This is a genomic window from Kitasatospora sp. NPDC001261 (assembly GCF_042896795.1).
Classification (GTDB): Bacteria; Actinomycetota; Actinomycetes; order Streptomycetales; family Streptomycetaceae; genus Kitasatospora.
Genome location: NZ_JBIAXP010000001.1, coordinates 281,581 through 298,309, shown reverse-complemented (window position 1 = coordinate 298,309; position 16,729 = coordinate 281,581). Strand labels below are relative to the sequence as shown.

The 16,729-nt window shown below is 75.1% G+C and carries 17 protein-coding genes and 1 other RNA gene; 9 read left to right on the top strand and 9 right to left on the bottom strand.

The window, feature by feature from the left end; translation table 11 throughout:
• Window positions 1–144: 144 nt before the first annotated feature.
• On the bottom strand, window positions 145–2,130 hold the full coding sequence (locus ACFY4B_RS01330; protein ID WP_387966172.1) for an alpha/beta hydrolase family protein: 1,986 nt from the start codon (window positions 2,128–2,130) through the stop codon (window positions 145–147).
• Between the two features lie 1,038 nt (window positions 2,131–3,168).
• Between ACFY4B_RS01330 and ACFY4B_RS01325 the strand changes: the two genes are divergently transcribed.
• From ACFY4B_RS01325 to ACFY4B_RS01315, 3 genes are read left to right on the top strand one after another with little or no spacing between them, the layout of a single operon-like run.
• Window positions 3,169–4,005 (top strand): Nif3-like dinuclear metal center hexameric protein, encoded by an 837-nt coding sequence (locus tag ACFY4B_RS01325; protein WP_049659175.1) that lies wholly within the window; start codon window positions 3,169–3,171, stop codon window positions 4,003–4,005.
• 23 nt (window positions 4,006–4,028) lie between these two features.
• Window positions 4,029–4,772 (top strand): zinc ribbon domain-containing protein, encoded by a 744-nt coding sequence (locus ACFY4B_RS01320; protein ID WP_049659174.1) that lies wholly within the window; start codon window positions 4,029–4,031, stop codon window positions 4,770–4,772.
• A gap of 4 nt (window positions 4,773–4,776) precedes the next feature.
• Window positions 4,777–5,916 carry a bifunctional RNase H/acid phosphatase gene (locus ACFY4B_RS01315; protein ID WP_387966171.1) on the top strand — a complete coding sequence of 380 codons (1,140 nt, stop codon included), beginning with the start codon at window positions 4,777–4,779 and terminating at the stop codon, window positions 5,914–5,916.
• 21 nt (window positions 5,917–5,937) lie between these two features.
• On the opposite strand, the gene yaaA is transcribed toward ACFY4B_RS01315, so the two are convergent.
• Window positions 5,938–6,723: a peroxide stress protein YaaA gene (yaaA, locus tag ACFY4B_RS01310; protein WP_387966170.1), complete on the bottom strand. Its 786-nt coding sequence runs from the start codon at window positions 6,721–6,723 to the stop codon at window positions 5,938–5,940.
• Window positions 6,724–6,733: 10 nt separating this feature from the next.
• On the bottom strand, window positions 6,734–7,183 hold the full coding sequence (locus tag ACFY4B_RS01305) for a DUF3995 domain-containing protein (protein ID WP_387966169.1): 450 nt from the start codon (window positions 7,181–7,183) through the stop codon (window positions 6,734–6,736).
• A gap of 111 nt (window positions 7,184–7,294) precedes the next feature.
• Between ACFY4B_RS01305 and ACFY4B_RS01300 the strand changes: the two genes are divergently transcribed.
• The 3 genes from ACFY4B_RS01300 to rnpB all read left to right on the top strand — a co-directional run bounded on the left by ACFY4B_RS01300 (window position 7,295) and on the right by rnpB (window position 10,769).
• The gene (locus tag ACFY4B_RS01300; RefSeq protein WP_117487492.1) at window positions 7,295–8,746 is read left to right on the top strand and encodes an RNB domain-containing ribonuclease; all 1,452 of its coding nucleotides are present in this window, start codon (window positions 7,295–7,297) and stop codon (window positions 8,744–8,746) included.
• Between the two features lie 97 nt (window positions 8,747–8,843).
• Entirely contained in the window at window positions 8,844–10,358 is a 1,515-nt protein-coding gene (locus tag ACFY4B_RS01295) for an MFS transporter (RefSeq protein ID WP_375874054.1), read from the top strand.
• A 13-nt stretch (window positions 10,359–10,371) separates the two neighbouring features.
• Window positions 10,372–10,769, top strand: an RNA gene (gene rnpB / locus ACFY4B_RS01290) — RNase P RNA component class A.
• A gap of 20 nt (window positions 10,770–10,789) precedes the next feature.
• Here the strand turns inward: rnpB and ACFY4B_RS01285 are convergent.
• Entirely contained in the window at window positions 10,790–11,047 is a 258-nt protein-coding gene (locus ACFY4B_RS01285) for a hypothetical protein (RefSeq protein ID WP_049658025.1), read from the bottom strand.
• 103 nt (window positions 11,048–11,150) lie between these two features.
• Entirely contained in the window at window positions 11,151–11,549 is a 399-nt protein-coding gene (locus tag ACFY4B_RS01280) for an ACT domain-containing protein (RefSeq protein ID WP_074000845.1), read from the bottom strand.
• Window positions 11,550–11,703: 154 nt separating this feature from the next.
• Here ACFY4B_RS01280 and ACFY4B_RS01275 point away from each other — a divergent pair, with 154 nt between their 5' ends.
• Complete coding sequence (locus tag ACFY4B_RS01275; RefSeq protein WP_117487491.1) at window positions 11,704–12,429, top strand: PadR family transcriptional regulator; 726 nt, start codon at window positions 11,704–11,706, stop codon at window positions 12,427–12,429.
• A 93-nt stretch (window positions 12,430–12,522) separates the two neighbouring features.
• Here ACFY4B_RS01275 and ACFY4B_RS01270 read toward each other — a convergent pair whose 3' ends face one another.
• Together ACFY4B_RS01270 and ACFY4B_RS01265 are read right to left on the bottom strand one after the other, a co-directional pair.
• Window positions 12,523–12,720, bottom strand: a complete 198-nt coding sequence (locus tag ACFY4B_RS01270; RefSeq protein ID WP_380776478.1) for a hypothetical protein — start codon at window positions 12,718–12,720, stop codon at window positions 12,523–12,525.
• Between the two features lie 62 nt (window positions 12,721–12,782).
• Window positions 12,783–13,001, bottom strand: coding sequence for a hypothetical protein (locus ACFY4B_RS01265; RefSeq protein ID WP_053112518.1), 219 nt, complete (start codon window positions 12,999–13,001; stop codon window positions 12,783–12,785).
• Between the two features lie 413 nt (window positions 13,002–13,414).
• Between ACFY4B_RS01265 and ACFY4B_RS01260 the strand changes: the two genes are divergently transcribed.
• Entirely contained in the window at window positions 13,415–14,110 is a 696-nt protein-coding gene (locus ACFY4B_RS01260; protein WP_049659894.1) for a bifunctional DNA primase/polymerase, read from the top strand.
• A 22-nt stretch (window positions 14,111–14,132) separates the two neighbouring features.
• On the opposite strand, the gene map is transcribed toward ACFY4B_RS01260, so the two are convergent.
• Window positions 14,133–14,978 carry a type I methionyl aminopeptidase gene (map, locus tag ACFY4B_RS01255; RefSeq protein WP_049659897.1) on the bottom strand — a complete coding sequence of 282 codons (846 nt, stop codon included), beginning with the start codon at window positions 14,976–14,978 and terminating at the stop codon, window positions 14,133–14,135.
• Window positions 14,979–15,090: 112 nt separating this feature from the next.
• Here map and ACFY4B_RS01250 point away from each other — a divergent pair, with 112 nt between their 5' ends.
• On the top strand, window positions 15,091–15,318 hold the full coding sequence (locus ACFY4B_RS01250; RefSeq protein WP_074000849.1) for a hypothetical protein: 228 nt from the start codon (window positions 15,091–15,093) through the stop codon (window positions 15,316–15,318).
• A gap of 28 nt (window positions 15,319–15,346) precedes the next feature.
• On the opposite strand, the gene ACFY4B_RS01245 is transcribed toward ACFY4B_RS01250, so the two are convergent.
• The gene (locus ACFY4B_RS01245) at window positions 15,347–16,684 is read right to left on the bottom strand and encodes an MFS transporter (RefSeq protein WP_375874052.1); all 1,338 of its coding nucleotides are present in this window, start codon (window positions 16,682–16,684) and stop codon (window positions 15,347–15,349) included.
• Window positions 16,685–16,729: the final 45 nt, after the last annotated feature.

The window sequence follows — 16,729 nt, the reverse complement described above, 5'->3', positions numbered from 1 at the left end:
CCAAGGCCGACAAGTGGCGCCCACCTGCGGAGAGTTCACTCGGATCGCCTAGCGCGGCGTCGAGGCCGCCCGGGGCTGACGTCTGGGCCTGGCGCCTGGGCTCGGTGCCCGAGCTTGGTGTCCGGGACGGCACCGGGCGGCGGGTCAGCCCGGGCGGCCGGTCCGCAGGAACGTGGCCAGCAGCTCGTGCAGGACGGCGGCGCCCTCGTCGGCGAGCACCTCGTGCCCGGAGCCGGCCGCCTCGACGTACCGGAAGTCCTCGCCCTCGACCCGGCCGATCCGCAGCAACTCGTGCCGCAGCGAGCGGGACTGGCTCACCGGTACGACCTCGTCCCGGTTGCCGTGCACGACCAGCAGCGGCGCGCTCAGCCGGTGCGCCAGTTGCAGCACGTCGCGCGGTCCGCGGGCGTCGGCGACCTGCTCGCCGCCGCCCAGCCGGGTGGTCAACGCCCGTACGGGGGGCGCCGCTTCGGCCAGCAGCCGGGCGCCGGACAGGAACGGCGCGACCACCGCGCAGCGGGCGACCTGCTCGGCCGGCGCGTGCGAGGCCGCCAGCAGTGCCAGGAAGGCGCCGTAGCTGACCCCGAAGAGGGCCGGCGGCTCCAGGCCGAGGGCGGCGCGCTGGCCCGCGATGCCGTCCAGCAGGTACAGGACGTCGTCCAGGTCGGGACCGCCCCAGGCGCCCCGGATGGCCAGCGCGTGCGCCACGCCGTAGCCGGTGGAGCCGCGCTGGTTCGGCGCCACCACCGCCAGGCCCTCGGCGGCCATCCGCTGCAGTGTCGGGTCGAACTCCAGCCGCCAGGCGTCCGCCGGGCCGCCGTGCAGCGCCAGCACCAGGTGCGGGCTGCTCAGCCAGGCGTCCCCGCCGTACACCACGGCCTCCAACGGGCCTGCCGGGCCCGCGAGTTCGAGGCTCTGCGCGGGATGCCAGCGGCCGCCGTCCCCGGGCGGGGTGCTGCCGTCGAGCCGCCAGCCGGGCGGCTCGGTCCGCACCGGGCGCACCCCGCCGGGCTGCCAGGGCAGGATGGTGTCCCGCCACGGCCCTGGCAACCCCGAGGCCAGCGGCGCGAGTTGGAGCGGGAGCGGCGTCGGGCCGGAGACGGGCGGGAGCGGTCCGTGCGTCAGCAGCGTGTCGACGTCGAGGGTGGCCAGCGCCGTCGGGTGGTCGGGCGAGGAGTACGGCACGCGCAGCCCCGCCTCGCCGCAGTGGCCGACCGCGCCGAGCCGCCCGGGCGGGACCGGCAGCGGGTCCAGCCGCCCGGCTGAGGGCCGCCACAGCGCGAGCGCCGACCCCGCGCCGTGGTCGATCTGCACCGCGACCCGGGGGCCGTCCGCCGCCACCCGCAGGGCGACCGGCCGCAGGAACATACCCGCGACGTGCAGGCACTCGGGGAAGCGCAGCGGCTCCCCGGCGCCGAGGACGCCCCAGCCGAGCCGGTCGGTGCCGGGCGCGTCGCTGCGCACCATCGCGAACCGGCTGTCCGGGTCGAACAGCACCAGGCGGTCGTTGCTCCGCGGGCCGATCTCCAGTAGGGGGGAGGTGCGGCCGGCGCGCAGGTCGAGCACCACGCTGCGGACCAGGCCCGCGTTCACCCGGTCCAGCGCGAGCAGCGTGCCGGTACGGTCCAGCCAGGTGCCGCCGCCGTGCAACCCCGGGATCTCGGCGACCTGTTCGGGCTCGCTGCCGTCCGTGCGCACCAGCCAGGCGGTGGTCGCCGGGCGGGTGTCGCTGCCGAGCGCGACCGCCACCGGCGTCCGCGGGTCGGCGCCGGCCTGGGCGGGGAGCGGCAGGACCCGCAGGCCGGTCATCCGCAGCGAGCCCAACCGCTGTTCCAGGGCGCCGTTCCCGCCGTACGAGAGGCGGACCAGGTCGTGCCGCTCGCCGTCGTGCCGGCAGGTCAGCACCGAGCCGTCCGGCAGTGCGACCAGCTGTGAGCGCAGGCTCTCCGCGCGGTTGCCGGGCAGCGGCAGCGCGGTCGGCGCGGCCGGTCCGCCGTCCTGCGGCAGTCGCCAACTCTCCACGTACCAGCCGCTGTCGGCGGAGGAGGCGAGGCAGGCGGCGTGGCTGCCGTCGGCGGCGAAGGTGAAGCTCAGCCGGCGCAGCGTCTGGGTCATGGTTCGGGTGGCCACGTTCATGCTCCGCTCACCCCGGTGGTGCTGGACGGGCCCGCCGGGTCGGAGGGGCCTGTGGTGCCGGACGGGCCCGCGTTGCCGGACGGGTCCACGGCGCCGGGGCGGGCCGGGCCGCCGGCCTGCCCCGGCCGGGCGGCGACCCGGCCGCGGCACGACGGAGGCCCGGCGATTCGTTCCTGCACGAGGACGGCGGAGTCCTCCTGCCCGATCGGACCGACGGCGGGCGGCACCGGCCCTCGCCCGGCGGGCCGGGCCGTGCGCCGGAAGCCGCCGACGGTGACCTCCCGGTCACCGCCGCCTCCCCGGCCTCCGGCACCGGCCGGTGCCGCCCGCTCCGCCTCCGGCCACGAACCGGCCGCACCCGGTCCGCGGTCCACCGATCCCCTGTCCCCGGCCGTACGCAGCGATGTGCCCGCCCCCATTCGCCACCACATCCCTTCGTCGAGGCCGCCGCCCCGGTGCCCACTGCTCGCGGCACCCGGGCGGCGGCCCGGCCTGATCGGTTCTTCCGGAAGGGGCGGCGGTACCGCCCCGGTACGGGAGTGCCCACCCGGATCCCGTCCGGCCCGGCACGGCACCGCCCGACTCCTGGTCGTGGCCGCCGCCGGGGCAACTCCTGTTCGCAGAAGTGAAGTTACTTTCGAGCCAACCGAAGCCTCAACGCAGAGCCGGTCACTTCACTCGTAAGGGTGCAAAGGCCTGGTTTCGAACCCGTACGGGAACCCTGCTGTGAGTAACGGACGACCGGCGCGCGGCCGCGTACGGAGCGCGCGGGGCCCGTCGGGCGCCTCTCGTCGCAGATTGACGTGCACCCGTACGCCCCCAGCTCCCGTGTCCGAACGGCCGCGAGGCACCGGCCGACGCGGCCGCGACGCGTCGAGGACGGACCGACGACGAACCGAGGACGTACCGAGGACGTACCGGAGGCGGACCGGCGGCGACCCGGCGCGACGCGACCCGGCCGAGACCGTTCCCCCGGCGCCCGGCCGTACGGCCGAGGCCCGACCGCCCCCGCGCGCACGGTAGTCTCGACAGGTGCCGAAACTGTCCGACGTCATCACCGCGCTCGAAGAGGTCTACCCCCCGCAGTGGGCGGAGTCCTGGGACGCCGTCGGCCTGGTCTGCGGAGACCCTCAGACCGAGGTCAACCGCGTGCTCTTCGCCGTCGACCCCGTCCAGGCGGTCGTCGACGAGGCCGTGGAGTGGGGCGCCGACCTCGTGGTCACCCACCACCCCCTCTACCTGCGCGGCACCACCAGCGTCGCCGCGACCACCTTCAAGGGCCGGGTGGTGCACACGCTGATCACCAACGGCATCGCCCTGCACGTCGCCCACACCAACGCCGACCACGCCGACCCCGGCGTCTCGGACGCGCTCGCCGAGGCGGTGGGCCTGCGGGTGACCGGCCCGCTGGTGCCGGACCCGACCGACCCGCTGGGCCGCCGTGGCACCGGCCGGATCGGCCTGCTGGAGCCCCCGCTGACCCTCTCCGCCTTCGCCGCGCAGGTGGCGGCGGGCCTGCCCGCCACCGCCGCCGGCGTCCGCGTCTCCGGCGACCCGGACCGGCTGGTCAGCCGGGTCGCGGTGTGCGGCGGCTCGGGCGACAGCTTCCTCGCCGACGTCCGGTCGGCCGGCGTGGACGCCTACCTGACCGCCGACCTGCGTCACCACCCGGCCTCCGAGGCCGCGGAGGCGTCGCCCGTCGCGCTGCTCGACGCCGCCCACTGGGCCACCGAGTGGCCCTGGCTCACCCTGGCCGAGCGGGCCCTGCTGGCCGCCGCCGACAAGCGCGGCTGGGCCGTGGAGACCAAGGTCTCCCACCGGGTCACCGACCCGTGGACCGCGCACGCCCCCATGTCCTTCACCGCCTGACCCGATTCACAGGAGCTCTCCGCTTGAACGCCGCGCCCGCCGACCAGAACCGCCTGCTCGACCTCCAGGCCATCGACTCGAAGCTCGACCAGCTGGCCCACCGGCGCCGGAGCCTGCCCGAGCACGCCGAGATCGAGAAGGTCACCGCCGACCACACCGCGCTCAAGGACCTCGTCGTCGCCGCCGAGGCCCAGAAGGGCGACACCGCCCGCGAGCTGACCAAGGCCGAGCAGGACGTCGAGCAGGTCCGCTCCCGTGCCGCCCGCAACCAGCAGCGCCTGGACTCCGGCGCGATCACCTCGCCGAAGGACCTGGAGAACCTCCAGCACGAGATCGGCTCGCTCGCCAAGCGCCAGGGCGACCTGGAGGACGTCGTGCTGGAGATCATGGAGCGCCAGGAGAGCGCCAAGAGCCGGGTCGAGGAGCTGTCCGCCCGCCTGGAGCACTCCACCGTCGTCCTCACCGAGGCCGAGGGCCGCCGCGACGCCGCCTTCGCCGAGATCGACGGGGAGGCCGAGAAGGTCAAGCGCGACCGCGAGACCGTCGCCGCCGTCATCCCGGCCGACCTGCTGAAGGTCTACACCAAGCTGCGCGAGACCCAGGGCGGCGTCGGCGCGGCCCGCCTCTACCAGCGCCGCTGCGAGGGCTGCCGCACCGAGTTCTCGATCACCGAGCTGAACGCCATCAAGGCCGAGCCGGCCGACAAGGTCGTCCGCTGCGAGAACTGCTCGCGGATCCTGGTCCGCACCTCCGACTCGGGCGTCTGATCCGGTGGCGGCCCGCTTCATCGTCGAGGCCGACGGCGGGTCCCGGGGCAACCCGGGGCCGGCCGGCTACGGCGCGGTGGTCCGTGACGGGGACACCGGGCAGATCATCGCCGAAGCCGCCGAGTTCATCGGCCACGCCACCAACAACGTGGCCGAGTACAAGGGCCTGATCGCCGGGCTCAGGGCGGCCCGCGACCTGGACCCGGACGCCTCGGTGGACGTCCGGATGGATTCCAAGCTGGTCGTCGAGCAGATGTCCGGGCGCTGGAAGATCAAGCACGCCGACATGCAGCCGCTCGCCGCCGAGGCGCGCACCGTCCTCCCGCGCGCCCGGGTCACGTACACCTGGATCCCGCGCGAGCGGAACAAGGACGCCGACCGGCTGGCCAACGAGGCGATGGACGCGGGCCGCGACGGCCGCCAGTGGGAGCCGAAGCCCAAGGCCGCGGTCGCGGCCGTCGACGAGCCGCCGCTGGAGACCGCCGCCCCCAAGGCCGGCTGGGCCGCCCCCGCCGACCTCGGCACCCCCACCACCTTCGTCCTGCTGCGCCACGGCGAGACCCCGCTCACCCCGGAGAAGCGTTTCTCCGGCAGCGGCGGCAGCGACCCGGAGCTCTCCGACAAGGGCCGCTGGCAGGCCGAGCGGGCCGCCGAGGCACTGGCCGCGCGCGGCAGCGTCCAGGCGGTCGTCGCCTCCCCGATGCTCCGCACCCGGCAGACCGCCGAGACCGTCGCCGCCCGGCTCGGCCTGGAGGTCCGATACGAGGACGGGCTGCGCGAGGTCGACTTCGGCGCCTGGGAGGGCCTGACCTTCGCCGAGGTGCGGGAGCGCTACCCGGACGACCTGACCGCCTGGCTCGGCTCCGCCAAGGCCAGGCCGACCGGCAGTGGCGAGAGCTTCACCACGCTCACCCACCGGGCCGGCGTCGCCCGGGACAAGATCCTCGCCCGGTACGCGGGGAAGACCGTGCTGGTGGTCTCGCACGTCAGCCCGATCAAGACCCTGGTCCGGCTGGCGCTCGGCGCCCCGCCGGACTCGATGTACCGGATGGAGCTGTCCGCCGCCTCGATCTGCGCCGTCCAGTACTACGCGGACGGCAACGCCTCGGTGCGGCTGCTCAACGACACCTCGCACCTGCGCTAGGGCCCGTCGTCACCGGGGTGCTCAGTGCACCTCGGTGACCACCACGTCCAGCTGCCACGGCTTGCGCGCGGTGCCCTCCGCCGCCAGCTCGACGTGGTGGCCCAGCCCCAGCAGCGCGTCCATCAGCTCACCGGGGGTCTTCGGCTCCGCCCCGGCCGCCAGCAGGTCCCGGACGATCCGCCCCTTCGTCGCCTTGTTGAAGTGGCTGACCACGCTGCGCTTGCCGTTCCGCTCCTGGAGCACCCGGACGGTCGCGGTCCGGGCGGCCACCTCGCCGGCCGGCTTCCAGGCCGCCGCGTACGCGGAACTGCGCAGGTCCAGCACCAGCCCGTCCGCGACCTCGGGGAGCACGGGGGCCATCGCGCTCCGCCAGTACGCCCCGAGCGCCCCCAGCTGCGGGAGCTTGACGCCCATCGAGCAGCGGTAGGACGGAATCCGGTCGGAGATCCGCACGGCGCCCCAGAGACCGGAGAAGACCAGCAGCGAGCGCTCGGCCCGGTCGTACGCGGCGGCGTCCAGGGTGGCCAGGCCGAGGTTGTCGAACAGCACCCCGGTGTACACCTCGCCCGCCGGGCGGGCACCCGCCGTCGGCAGCCCGGAGTTCTTGGCGACCTCGCCGCGCAGACCGGGGGAGAGGCCGAGTACCTCGGAGGCGGCGTCCTCGTCACCCCGGCACAGGCCCACCAGCGCGTCCAGCACCGCGCCGCGCGCCGCCGTCAGCCCCGGCAGCGACAGCCGCTCCAGCGCCACCGGCCCGCCGTCCCCGGACCCGGCCTTGCCCTCCGAGGGCGGCAACAGCACCAGCACAGCGGACTCCTCAACAATCTGTGGCGGACGAACCCCGCAACCCTACTGCGGCCGCCCCGGCCCCCAGCGCCACGCAGAGCGGCGAGTAGTACCGCACGTTCAGCCGCCGGAACCGCTCCGAACGCTCACTCACCCGGCCGAACACCACCGGCCCGGCCACCCCGCGCGCCAGCAGCACCCCCGCCACCACCCGCACCCCGGCCCGCCGCAGCCGCCGCGGCCCCACCTGCGGCAGTACCCCGGCCTCCGCCCCCACCAGGTACGCCCCCGCCCCCAGCGCCCCCGCCACCGCCAGGCACGCGCCCACCGGCGGCACCCCCTCGCCCTGCCCCACCACGACGTCCGCGAACTCCTCCGCCGACCCCAGCGGCCACGGCGTCACCGCCCACACCGCGTGCAGTGCCCCCGTCGCCCCCAGCACCGCAGCCACCGCACCCCCGGCCACCTTCACCGCTCCCATCGCCCAAACCCCCTTCGTGCACGGCCACTTGCCCCCACCGTACGAGTGCTTACGCCGCCCCCGGGCAGAGCCTGGCCCGGAACCGCCCGGCCCCGCTCTACCCTGGCGTGCATGCCTCGCCGAAAACTGCGCGTCAAGGCCGCCGACTCCGCCCGGATCAACACCGAGCTGACCGAGCTCCGCACCCGCCTGGAGGTCCACACCGAGTGGCCGCGGGCCGTGCTCGCCGAGGCGGAGGAGGCGGCCGAGCGCCCCCGGCTGCCCGAGTACGACGCCACCGACCTGCCGCTGTTCACGGTCGACCCGCCCGGCTCCCGCGACCTCGACCAGGCCGTGCACCTCGCCCACCGGCCCGGCGGCGGCTACCGGGTGCACTACGCGATCGCCGACGTCGCCGCGTTCGTCCACCCCGGCGGCGCGATCGACACCGAGGCCCGCCGCCGGGTCGAGACCCTCTACTTCCCCGACCACCGCGTCCCGCTGCACCCCACCCGGATCTCCGAGGACGCCGCCAGCCTGCTGCCCGGCGAGCCCCGCCCGGCCCTGCTCTGGCAACTGGACCTGGACGCCGACGGCGCCGTCGTCCTCGCCGACCTGCGCCGCGCCCTGGTCCGCTCGCACCGCCGACTGGACTACGCCGCGGTCGAGCGCGCGGTGGACCTCGGCGGCGCCGACGAGCAGCTCGCCCTGTTCGCGACCGTCGGACGGCTGCGCGAGGAGCAGGAGCGCGCCCGCGGCGGGATCAGCCTGCCGGTGCCCGAACAGGAGGTCGAGGAGACCCTGCACGGCTACGTCCTCGGCTACCGCGCCCCCGGCCCCGCCGACGGCTGGAACGCCCAGATCTCCCTGCTCACCGGCATGGCCGCGGCCGACCTGATGCTCGACGCCGGCGTCGGCCTGCTGCGCACCCTGCCCGCCGCGCCCGCCACCGGGTACGAGCGGCTGCGCCGGATCGCCGCCGCCCTCGACGTGGACTGGCCGCAGGCCGTCCCGTACCCCGAGCTGATCCGCTCCCTCGACCCGGACGTCCCGCTCAACGCCGCCTTCCTCAACGCCTGTACGGGCCTGCTGCGCGGCGCCGGCTACCACGCCTTCGACGAGTCCCGCGGCCTGCCCGCCCCCGCCGAGCCGGAGCACGCCGCGCTCGCCGCCCCGTACGCGCACTGCACCGCGCCGCTGCGCCGCCTCGGCGACCGCTTCGCCCAGGAGGTGTGCGCGGCGGTGGCGGCGGGCGAGGACGTGCCGGAGTGGGTGCGCGAGGCGCTGCCGGCCGTCCCGGCGCTGATGGCGGGCGGGGACCGCCGCGCCGCGGAGGTCGAACGGGCCTGCGTGGACCTGGTGGAGGCGGAACTGCTCGCGGGCCGGGAGGGCGAGGACTTCGCCGCCGTGGTCATCGACGTGGACGAGCGGCGGCCCGGCTCCGGCACCGTCCAGCTGCGCGACCCGGCCGTCCGGGCCCGCTGCGACACGGCCGCGGACGGGCTGCCGCTCGGCCGGGTGATCGACGTCCGGCTGACGACGGCCGACCCGGCCACCCGGACCGTCCGCTTCACGGCGGTCTAGCGGGCCGCGTCGCTCGCGCCGCCTGGATTACGCCACCCGCCACCCGGACGCGCGGCTCACCCGCCCCGGCCCGCCCCGCGGTGGGAGGATCGGTCCCGTGCCCGCCCCCCAGCCCCGCGCCGCCGCAGCCGCGCCCGCCCCCGGGCCCGCGCTCGGGCGCCGCCGCCGTCTGCTCGTCCTGGCGATCTGCTGCCTGAGCCTGTTCATCGTCGGACTCGACAACACCGTGGTGAACATCGCCCTGCCGGTGATCCAGCGGGACCTGGACGCCCCGGCGTCCGGGCTGCAGTGGATCATCGACGCCTACACCCTGGTGCTGGCCTCGCTGCTGATGCTGTTCGGCTCGGTGGCCGACCGCTTCGGCCGCCGCCGGGTGTTCCAGACCGGCCTGGTCTGCTTCGCGCTCGGCTCGCTGCTGTGCAGCCAGGCGCCGAGCCTGGGCTGGCTGGTGGCGTTCCGGGCGCTCCAGGCGGTGGGCGGCTCGATGCTCAACCCGGTGGCGATGTCGATCATCACCAACACCTTCACCGACCCGAAGGAGCGGGCCCGGGCGATCGGCGTCTGGGGCGGCGTGGTCGGCATCTCGATGGCACTCGGCCCGCTGCTCGGCGGCTTCCTGGTGGACGGCGCGGGCTGGCCGTCGATCTTCCTGATCAACGTCCCGGTGGCGCTCGCCGCCATCGCGCTGACCGCCCGCTACGTCCCGGAGTCCCGCGCCCCCCGGCCGCGCCGGCTGGACCCGGTGGGGCAGCTGCTGATGATCGTGCTGCTCGGCTGCGGCACCGCCGCGATCATCGAGGGCCCGGCCAACGGCTGGACCTCCCCGCTGATCCTCACCCTGGCCGCGACCGCGCTGGCCGCGCTGATCGCCTTCCCGCTCTGGGAGCGGCGGGTGGCCGAGCCGCTGGTGGACCCCCGGTTCTTCGCCAGCGTGCCGTTCACCGGCGCCGCCGTCACCGCGGTCTGCGCGTTCGCCGCGCTCGGCGGCTTCCTCTTCCTCAGCACCCTCTACCTCCAGGACGTCCGGCACTACAGCCCGGTCGAGGCCGGCCTGTGGACGCTGCCGATGGCCGGGATGATGCTGGTCTGCGCGCCGCTATCCGGACGGATCGTCGCCGGCCGGGGCCCGCGCCTGCCGCTGGTCGCGGCCGGGATCGGCCTCGCCGCGAGCGGGCTGCTGCTCACCCGGCTCGCCGCCGACTCCCCGCCGGCCCTGCTGCTGGTCGCGTACGCGCTGTTCGGCTTCGGCTTCGGCATGGTGAACGCGCCGATCACCAACGCCGCCGTCGCGGGGATGCCGCGCGCCCAGGCGGGCGTGGCGGCGGCGGTCGCCTCGACCAGCCGTCAGGTCGGCCAGTCGCTGGGCGTGGCGGTGATCGGTACGGTCGTCACGGCGGCCGTGGTCGGACCGGTCGCGACCGGTTTCGCCCCGGCCAGCCACGCCGGCTGGTGGATCCTGGTCGGCCTCGGCGGCGCCGTCCTCGCCCTCGGCCTGGCCACCACCACCGCCCGGGCGAGCGCGACGGCGGCCCGGGTGGCCGCCCGCCTCGGCGCCGAGGCGCCGGCCGTCCGGTCCGGTGTACGGGAGGCGCCGCCCGAGCGGCTACGATGACCACTACGGCGGAAGAGCCGGCCGGGCGGTCGCGACGGGTCCCAGACCCGCCGAGGAACGTCCGGGCTCCACAGAGCAGGGTGGTGGGTAACGCCCACCCGGGGTGACCCGCGGGACAGTGCCACAGAAAACAGACCGCCCACCGCTTTTCGTGGTGGGTAAGGGTGAAACGGTGGTGTAAGAGACCACCAGCGACCGGGGTGACCCGGCCGGCTAGGTAAACCCCACCTGGAGCAAGGTCAAGATCGGCGCCCTCGGGCGCCGTGCGCGGACGATTGAAGGCTGCTCGCCCGAGTCCGCGGGTGGACCGCACGAGGCTGTCGGCAACGGCAGCCCTAGATGGATGGCCGCCTCCCCGGGCCGCGCAAGCAACCCGGGAGACAGAACCCGGCGTACAGGCCGACTCTTCCGCCCCCTTTCCCGCCCGCCGGTCAGGCGGGGCGGGCGCCGACCGCGTCGCGGATCTGGTCGCCGAGGCCGCCGTTGACGCGGGCGCAGTTGGCGCAGCAGAAGAACATGCCGGCGACTTCGACGCCGTGGCCGACGATGCGGACGTCGCACTGCTCGCAGCGCGGGGCGAGTTTCTCCATCGCGCACTCGAAGCTGTCGAAGGTGTAGGTGTCGCCGGTGACCGTCCTGATCTCGAAGGCCAGCCAGTAGTCGTTGCCGCAGGTGACGCAGATGGCCATGGCGGCCGTCTCCTTCCGGTGGGGCCTACCCCGGCGGGGCGGCTCGTCTCCCAGTGTCGAAGGCCCGGTCGGCGGCGGCCACCCGGAGGGGGCGGGCGGGGGCTCAGGCGGAGCCGGCGGCGAGGTCCTCCAGGGCGCGGACGGCGCGGTCGGCGTCGGCGGCGGCGACGAACAGGTGGTCGTGGTGGAAGCCGGCCACCACGTTGCAGCTGATGCCCTCCTCGGCGAGCCGGCCGGACACGGCGGCGGTCAGTCCGACGGCCTCCAGCGCCGAGTGGATCCGCAGGGTGATCCAGGCCGCCACGTACTCGTAGCGCAGCCCGAGCGCGTCCGCCTCCTCCTGGGCGATCACCATCGTGACCCCCTCGGGTTCGGCGACGGTCACCACCGGCCGCATGCCGGCGGGCACCCGGGCGGGGAGCGTGCAGTAGACGTACCGCCCGGGGTTGAGCTGCGGGCTCATGCCGCGCAGCAGCGTCGCGAGGTCTCGTTCTGCGGCCATGCCCGCCACCGTAGCGGCTGGGCGGGGGCTGCGCGGTGCTCCGTGGGCGTGTCGGAATCCGTTGACGAGCGACAGTCACCGATATATCGTCGAACTATCGAGACAGTGACTCGACTGCCTCGTTGAACCTCAGAGATTCGAGGAGGTGGGCGCGATGCGCTCAGAACGTCAAGGAAGGCGATTCCGCTGGGAGGGCCCGCGCGGCGGTGACGGTGGCGGCCCCGGTGGCCTCGGCGGCGGCGGTCGGCGCCGCGGGCCGGGCCCGGGGCCGGAGTTCCGGGGGATGCCCGGGGAGGGCTTCGAGGGCCGGGAGGCGTTCGGCGGGTTCGGCCCGCCGTTCGGTGGCGGCGGTCCCGGCCGGCCGATGGGCGGCCCGTACGGGCACGGCTTCGGCGGGCACGGCGGTCGGCGCGGTGGCCCGCACGGGCGGCGCGGCGGGCGGGCCCGGCGCGGTGACGTCCGGGCCTCGCTGCTGGCGCTGCTCAAGGAGCGGCCGATGCACGGCTACGAGATGATCGCCGAGATCGCCGAGCGGACCGGCGGGGCCTGGCGGCCCAGCCCGGGGTCGATCTACCCCAACCTCCAGCTGCTGGAGGAGGAGGGCCTGATCACCGCGGAGGAGGTCGGCGGCAAGCGGCTGGTCTCGCTCACCGAGGCGGGCCGGGCCGAGGCCGACGCCGGGCCGGCCGAGCCGTGGGCGGAGGCCGGCCGGGAGGTCGACTGGGAGGCCGTCCAGGAGGTCGGCCAGGCGCTCGCCGCCGTCGACCAGGCGATCCGCCAGGTCATGGCCACGGGCACCGAGGCGCAGCGCGCCAAGGGCCTGACGGTGCTGACCGAGGCCCGGAAGAAGCTGTACCTCATCCTCGCCGAGGATGACTGACCGACCGGGGGGAGCGGGACGGGCGGTGCTGCTGCCCGAGCCGTCCGGGCGGCCTGGTCGGCCCGAGCGGTCCGGGCGGCCGGGGGGAGGGCCTCACGGCCGGACCGTGAACAGGGCCACGCACACCAGCAGCAGCACCGCCCAGCCGAACCAGAGCCAGGCGTTCGGCTCGATGACCACGCTGTAGAGGCACACCGCCAGGAGCAGCACCCCGGTGACGCCGGCGACCTCCCGGTTGTGGTGCCGGACCGCCCGGGAGTGGTCCCGCGGGTGCCGTACCGTCCTCGCCATGCCGACCTCCGGGGGAGACTGCGGCCGACCTCCGGGGGGACCGCGGAGGGAGGGGGCGGCCGTCAGCCGGAGGCCGCCTCGTCGTACTCGTAGCGCCAGAACCAGCTCAGGCCCCGAACCTGCTTGCTCCGGACGTACACCAGTGTGCGCGCGGGAGTCCCGCCGTGCGCGGGGACCGGGACCTTGTACTTCTTGGGCACGCCGAGCATCGGCCCCAGCGGGATGGGGAGGATCTTCCCGTCCAGGGGGCCGCCGACGAATGCGGTGTCCGCGCTCTTCATCCCTCCAGGGTCTCACCTCCGCGGACGAGCCCGGGGCGCACCCGTGGGCCGCACCTGCGGCCGTCGCCGGGAGTGTGACCGGAGAGGCACCGCCCCCGGTCATCCGGAGGCCCTCCGCACCCTTATCCTTCCTGTTACGCCCTCGGGGTCCACCCGGGTCAGCGGGCCCGTACGGGCCGGGCGAGGCGCGAATCCGCGCGCCCTCCGGCCGATTTGGCGCGGACAGCGTGCTGCCGCGACTGCGTACCGTGACCCGGGCGTCGGCCGTCCGGTGACCCCGGGCCGCGGCCGGCAGGGCGCCGACGTCAGGGCCGAGCACCCCGGGAAGCAGACGGGGGCGCCGTGCGTTGCGTCGGAGTGGTACGTCGAACGCTGTGTCGCACCAGGCACGGCAGTTGCGCGGAAGGGGCCCGATGGAAGCCGGCAGCAGGTGGACGACCTGGTGGCAGAAGCGTGATCGTCAGCGGGCGGGGGGCCCGGACGGGCCGGCCGCCGACCTCGATCAGCTGCTCGGCGCGGTCCGCGCCGGATTCCCGCTCGCGCCCGCCGCCCACCCGGCCGGCTACCGGTGCTCCTGTGACCGGGTGGCCTGTCCGGCCCCGGCGCAGCACCCGGTCTCCTTCGCCTGGCAGACCCAGGCCACCACCGACCCCGAGCAGCTCTCCCGCTGGCTCTCCCGCGATCCGGAGGCGAACTTCATCACCGCCACCGGCCGGGTGCACGACGTGCTGGACGTCCCGGCGGAGGCCGGACGGCTGGCGCTGGAGCGGCTGACGGCGCTGGGCGTCGAGGGCCCCGTCGCCGCCGTCGGCGAGGACCGCTACCTCTTCTTCACCGCCACCCGCGGCACCCCGCAGGACGAGGACGAGTGGTGGCCGAGCGCGCTCGACTCCACCCCGGACACCATGTCCGAGCACCCCGGCCTGCGCTGGCACTGCCGCGGCTCGTACACCCTGCTGCCGCCGGCCGCGCTGCCGGACGGCTCCCACGTGCGGTGGCTGCGCGGGCCCGAGCAGCCGCTGCCGGACCCGCTGCGCGTCCTGGACGTGCTCACCGACGCCTGTACCGAGGTGGGCGCCGTCGCCGAGGAGCAGTGGCTGATCGGTTAGGGCGCCCACCGGGCCGGGTGGGTCACGGCAGGGTGAGGACCTCCGCGCCGGTCGGCGTGACCACCAGGGTGTGCTCGAACTGGGCGGTGCGCTTGCGGTCCTTGGTGACGACCGTCCAGCCGTCCGGCCAGATCTCGTAGTCGTAGGTGCCCAGGGTCAGCATCGGCTCGATGGTGAAGGTCATGCCCGGCTTGATCACCTCGGTGGCCCGCTCGCTGTCGTAGTGCGGGATGATCAGGCCGGAGTGGAACGACGTGTTGATGCCGTGCCCGGTGAAGTCCCGCACCACGCCGTAGCCGAAGCGCTTGGCGTAGGACTCGATGACCCGCCCGATGACGTTGATCTGACGACCCGGCTTGACCGCCTTGATCGCCCGGTCGAGGGATTCCCGGGTGCGCTCGACCAGCAGCCGGGACTCCTCGTCCACGTCGCCGACCAGGTAGGTGGCGTTGAGGTCGCCGTGCACCCCGTGGATGTAGGCGGTGGCGTCGATGTTGACGATGTCGCCGTCCTGGAGCACGGTCGAGTCCGGGATGCCGTGGCAGATCACCTCGTTGATCGAGGTGCAGACGGACTTGGGGAAGCCCCGGTAGCCGAGGTCGGACGGGTAGGCGCCGTGGTCGCACATGTAGGCGTGGGCGACGGCGTCCAGCGCGTCGGTGGTGACGCCGGGGGCGATCAGCTTGGCCGCCTCCGCCATCGCCCGGGCGGCGATCCCGCTCGCGATCCGCATCTTCTCGATCGTCTCGGCGGTCTGCACCTCGGGCCCGGTGTACGGCGTCGGCGCGGGCTTGCCGACGTACTCGGGGCGCGCGATGTGCGCCGGGACCTTGCGGGTGGGGGACTGGATGCCGGGTACGAGAGCCATGCCGCGAGTCTAGTCGTCGGGCTCCGCGGCCCCAGGTGGTGTGCGGCCGGGCCCGGGGCGGGGAATGATCGGTACCGACCCATCCTTCTGGCCTTCTGAACGGGAGAGCGTCATGCCCCTCGGATTCAACCGCAAGCCGACCGGCAAACCCGGCGAGTGGTTCTACTGCATCAAGCACAACAAGGTCGAAGAGGGCCCGGAGTGCCCGGCGAAGGACCGCCTGGGCCCGTACGGCAGCCCGGAGGAGGCCGCCCAGGCGCTGCGGATCGCGGACGAGCGCAACCGCGAGTGGCGGAACGACCCGCGCTGGAGCGACCGGCCCAAGGACGACGCCGAGTAACCACGGCGGGCCCCCGACCCCGGCCCGGTCAGGCGGTCGGCGCGGCTTCCCGTGCGGCGCGCTCGTGTTCGGCGCGCACGGCCGCGGCGTTCGGGTCGGTGCGGTCGTCGTAGGCGAGCAGCTTCGGGAGGGCGGCGGCGACCGCGAGCACGGCGACGACGCAGGCGGCACCGCCGGCCCAGACGGCGGCGCGCACGCCGACCAGCCCGGCCATGGTGCCGGCCCGGACCTGGCCGAGCTGCGGGCCGACGGAGTAGCTGAGCAGTTCCACGCCGGCCATCCGGCCGCGCAGCTCGTCGGGGATGGACTGGTTCCACATGGTCGAGCGGGCGAGCCCGCTGATCTCGTCGGCGCCGCCGGCCAGCGCCAGGCCGAGCAGCACCAGCCCGATGTGCTCGGTGAGCCCGGCGAGCGCCATCGCCGCGCCCCAGCCGACGGCGGCGACCACCAGCAGCCGCCCGTGCCGGTGGACGCGGGAGGTCCAGCCGCTGGTCGCGCCGACCAGCAGGGCACCGAGGGCGGAGGCCGCGTACATCGGGCCGAGCGCCCAGTCCGCCCCCAACTCCGAGGCCAGGAACGGGAAGACGGCCACCGGGTAGGCGAACAGCATGGCGCAGACGTCGATCGCGTAGGTGCCGAGCAGGTCCTTGCGGCTCCACGCGTAGCGGACCCCGGTGAGCACCGCCCGGACGGACGGCCGTTCGGCGCCGGTGGGCGGCGGCACCGCCTTGATCCGGACGAGCAGCAGCAGCGAGAGGGCGAAGGAGAGGACGTCCAGCGCGTACGCGGTCTGCACCCCGGCGAAGGCCACCACGACACCGGCCAGCGCCGGGCCGGCCACCGAAGCGGCGTTGTGGTACAGCGATCTGAGGGCGAACGCGGCGGTCAGGTGCTGGTGCGGGACGAGCCGCGGGAGGAGCGAGTCCAGTGCCGGGCGCTGGATGCCGTCGGCGGCCGCGACCAGCGCGGCGACCAGGTAGATCGGCCAGAGCAGCGGGTGCGGCAGCAGGGCGTTGACCAGCAGCAGCCCGGCCAGCAGGCCGAGCGCGACCTCCGCCCGCAGCACCAGCTTCCGGCGGTCCAGGGCGTCGGCGAGGGCGCCGCCCCACAGGCCGAAGACGATCAGCGGCACCAGTTCGACGGCGCCGATCAGGCCGACCGCGAAGGAGGACCCGGTGAGTTCCTTGATCTGCATCGGCACGGCGACGAGGGTCAGGAAGCCGCCGAAACTGGTGACGCAGCCGGAGGTCCACAGGTAGCGGAAGTCGCGTGAGGCGCGCCAGGGCGACAGGTCGGGCGTCAGCGAGTGCAGCAGCCTCCGGGCGCGCCCGGGCACGGGGGGATGCGGGGGTTCGTCGACGTTCACGAACCGTCATCCTCGGGTGGCGGCCACCGCTTCCGCAAAGGGTTT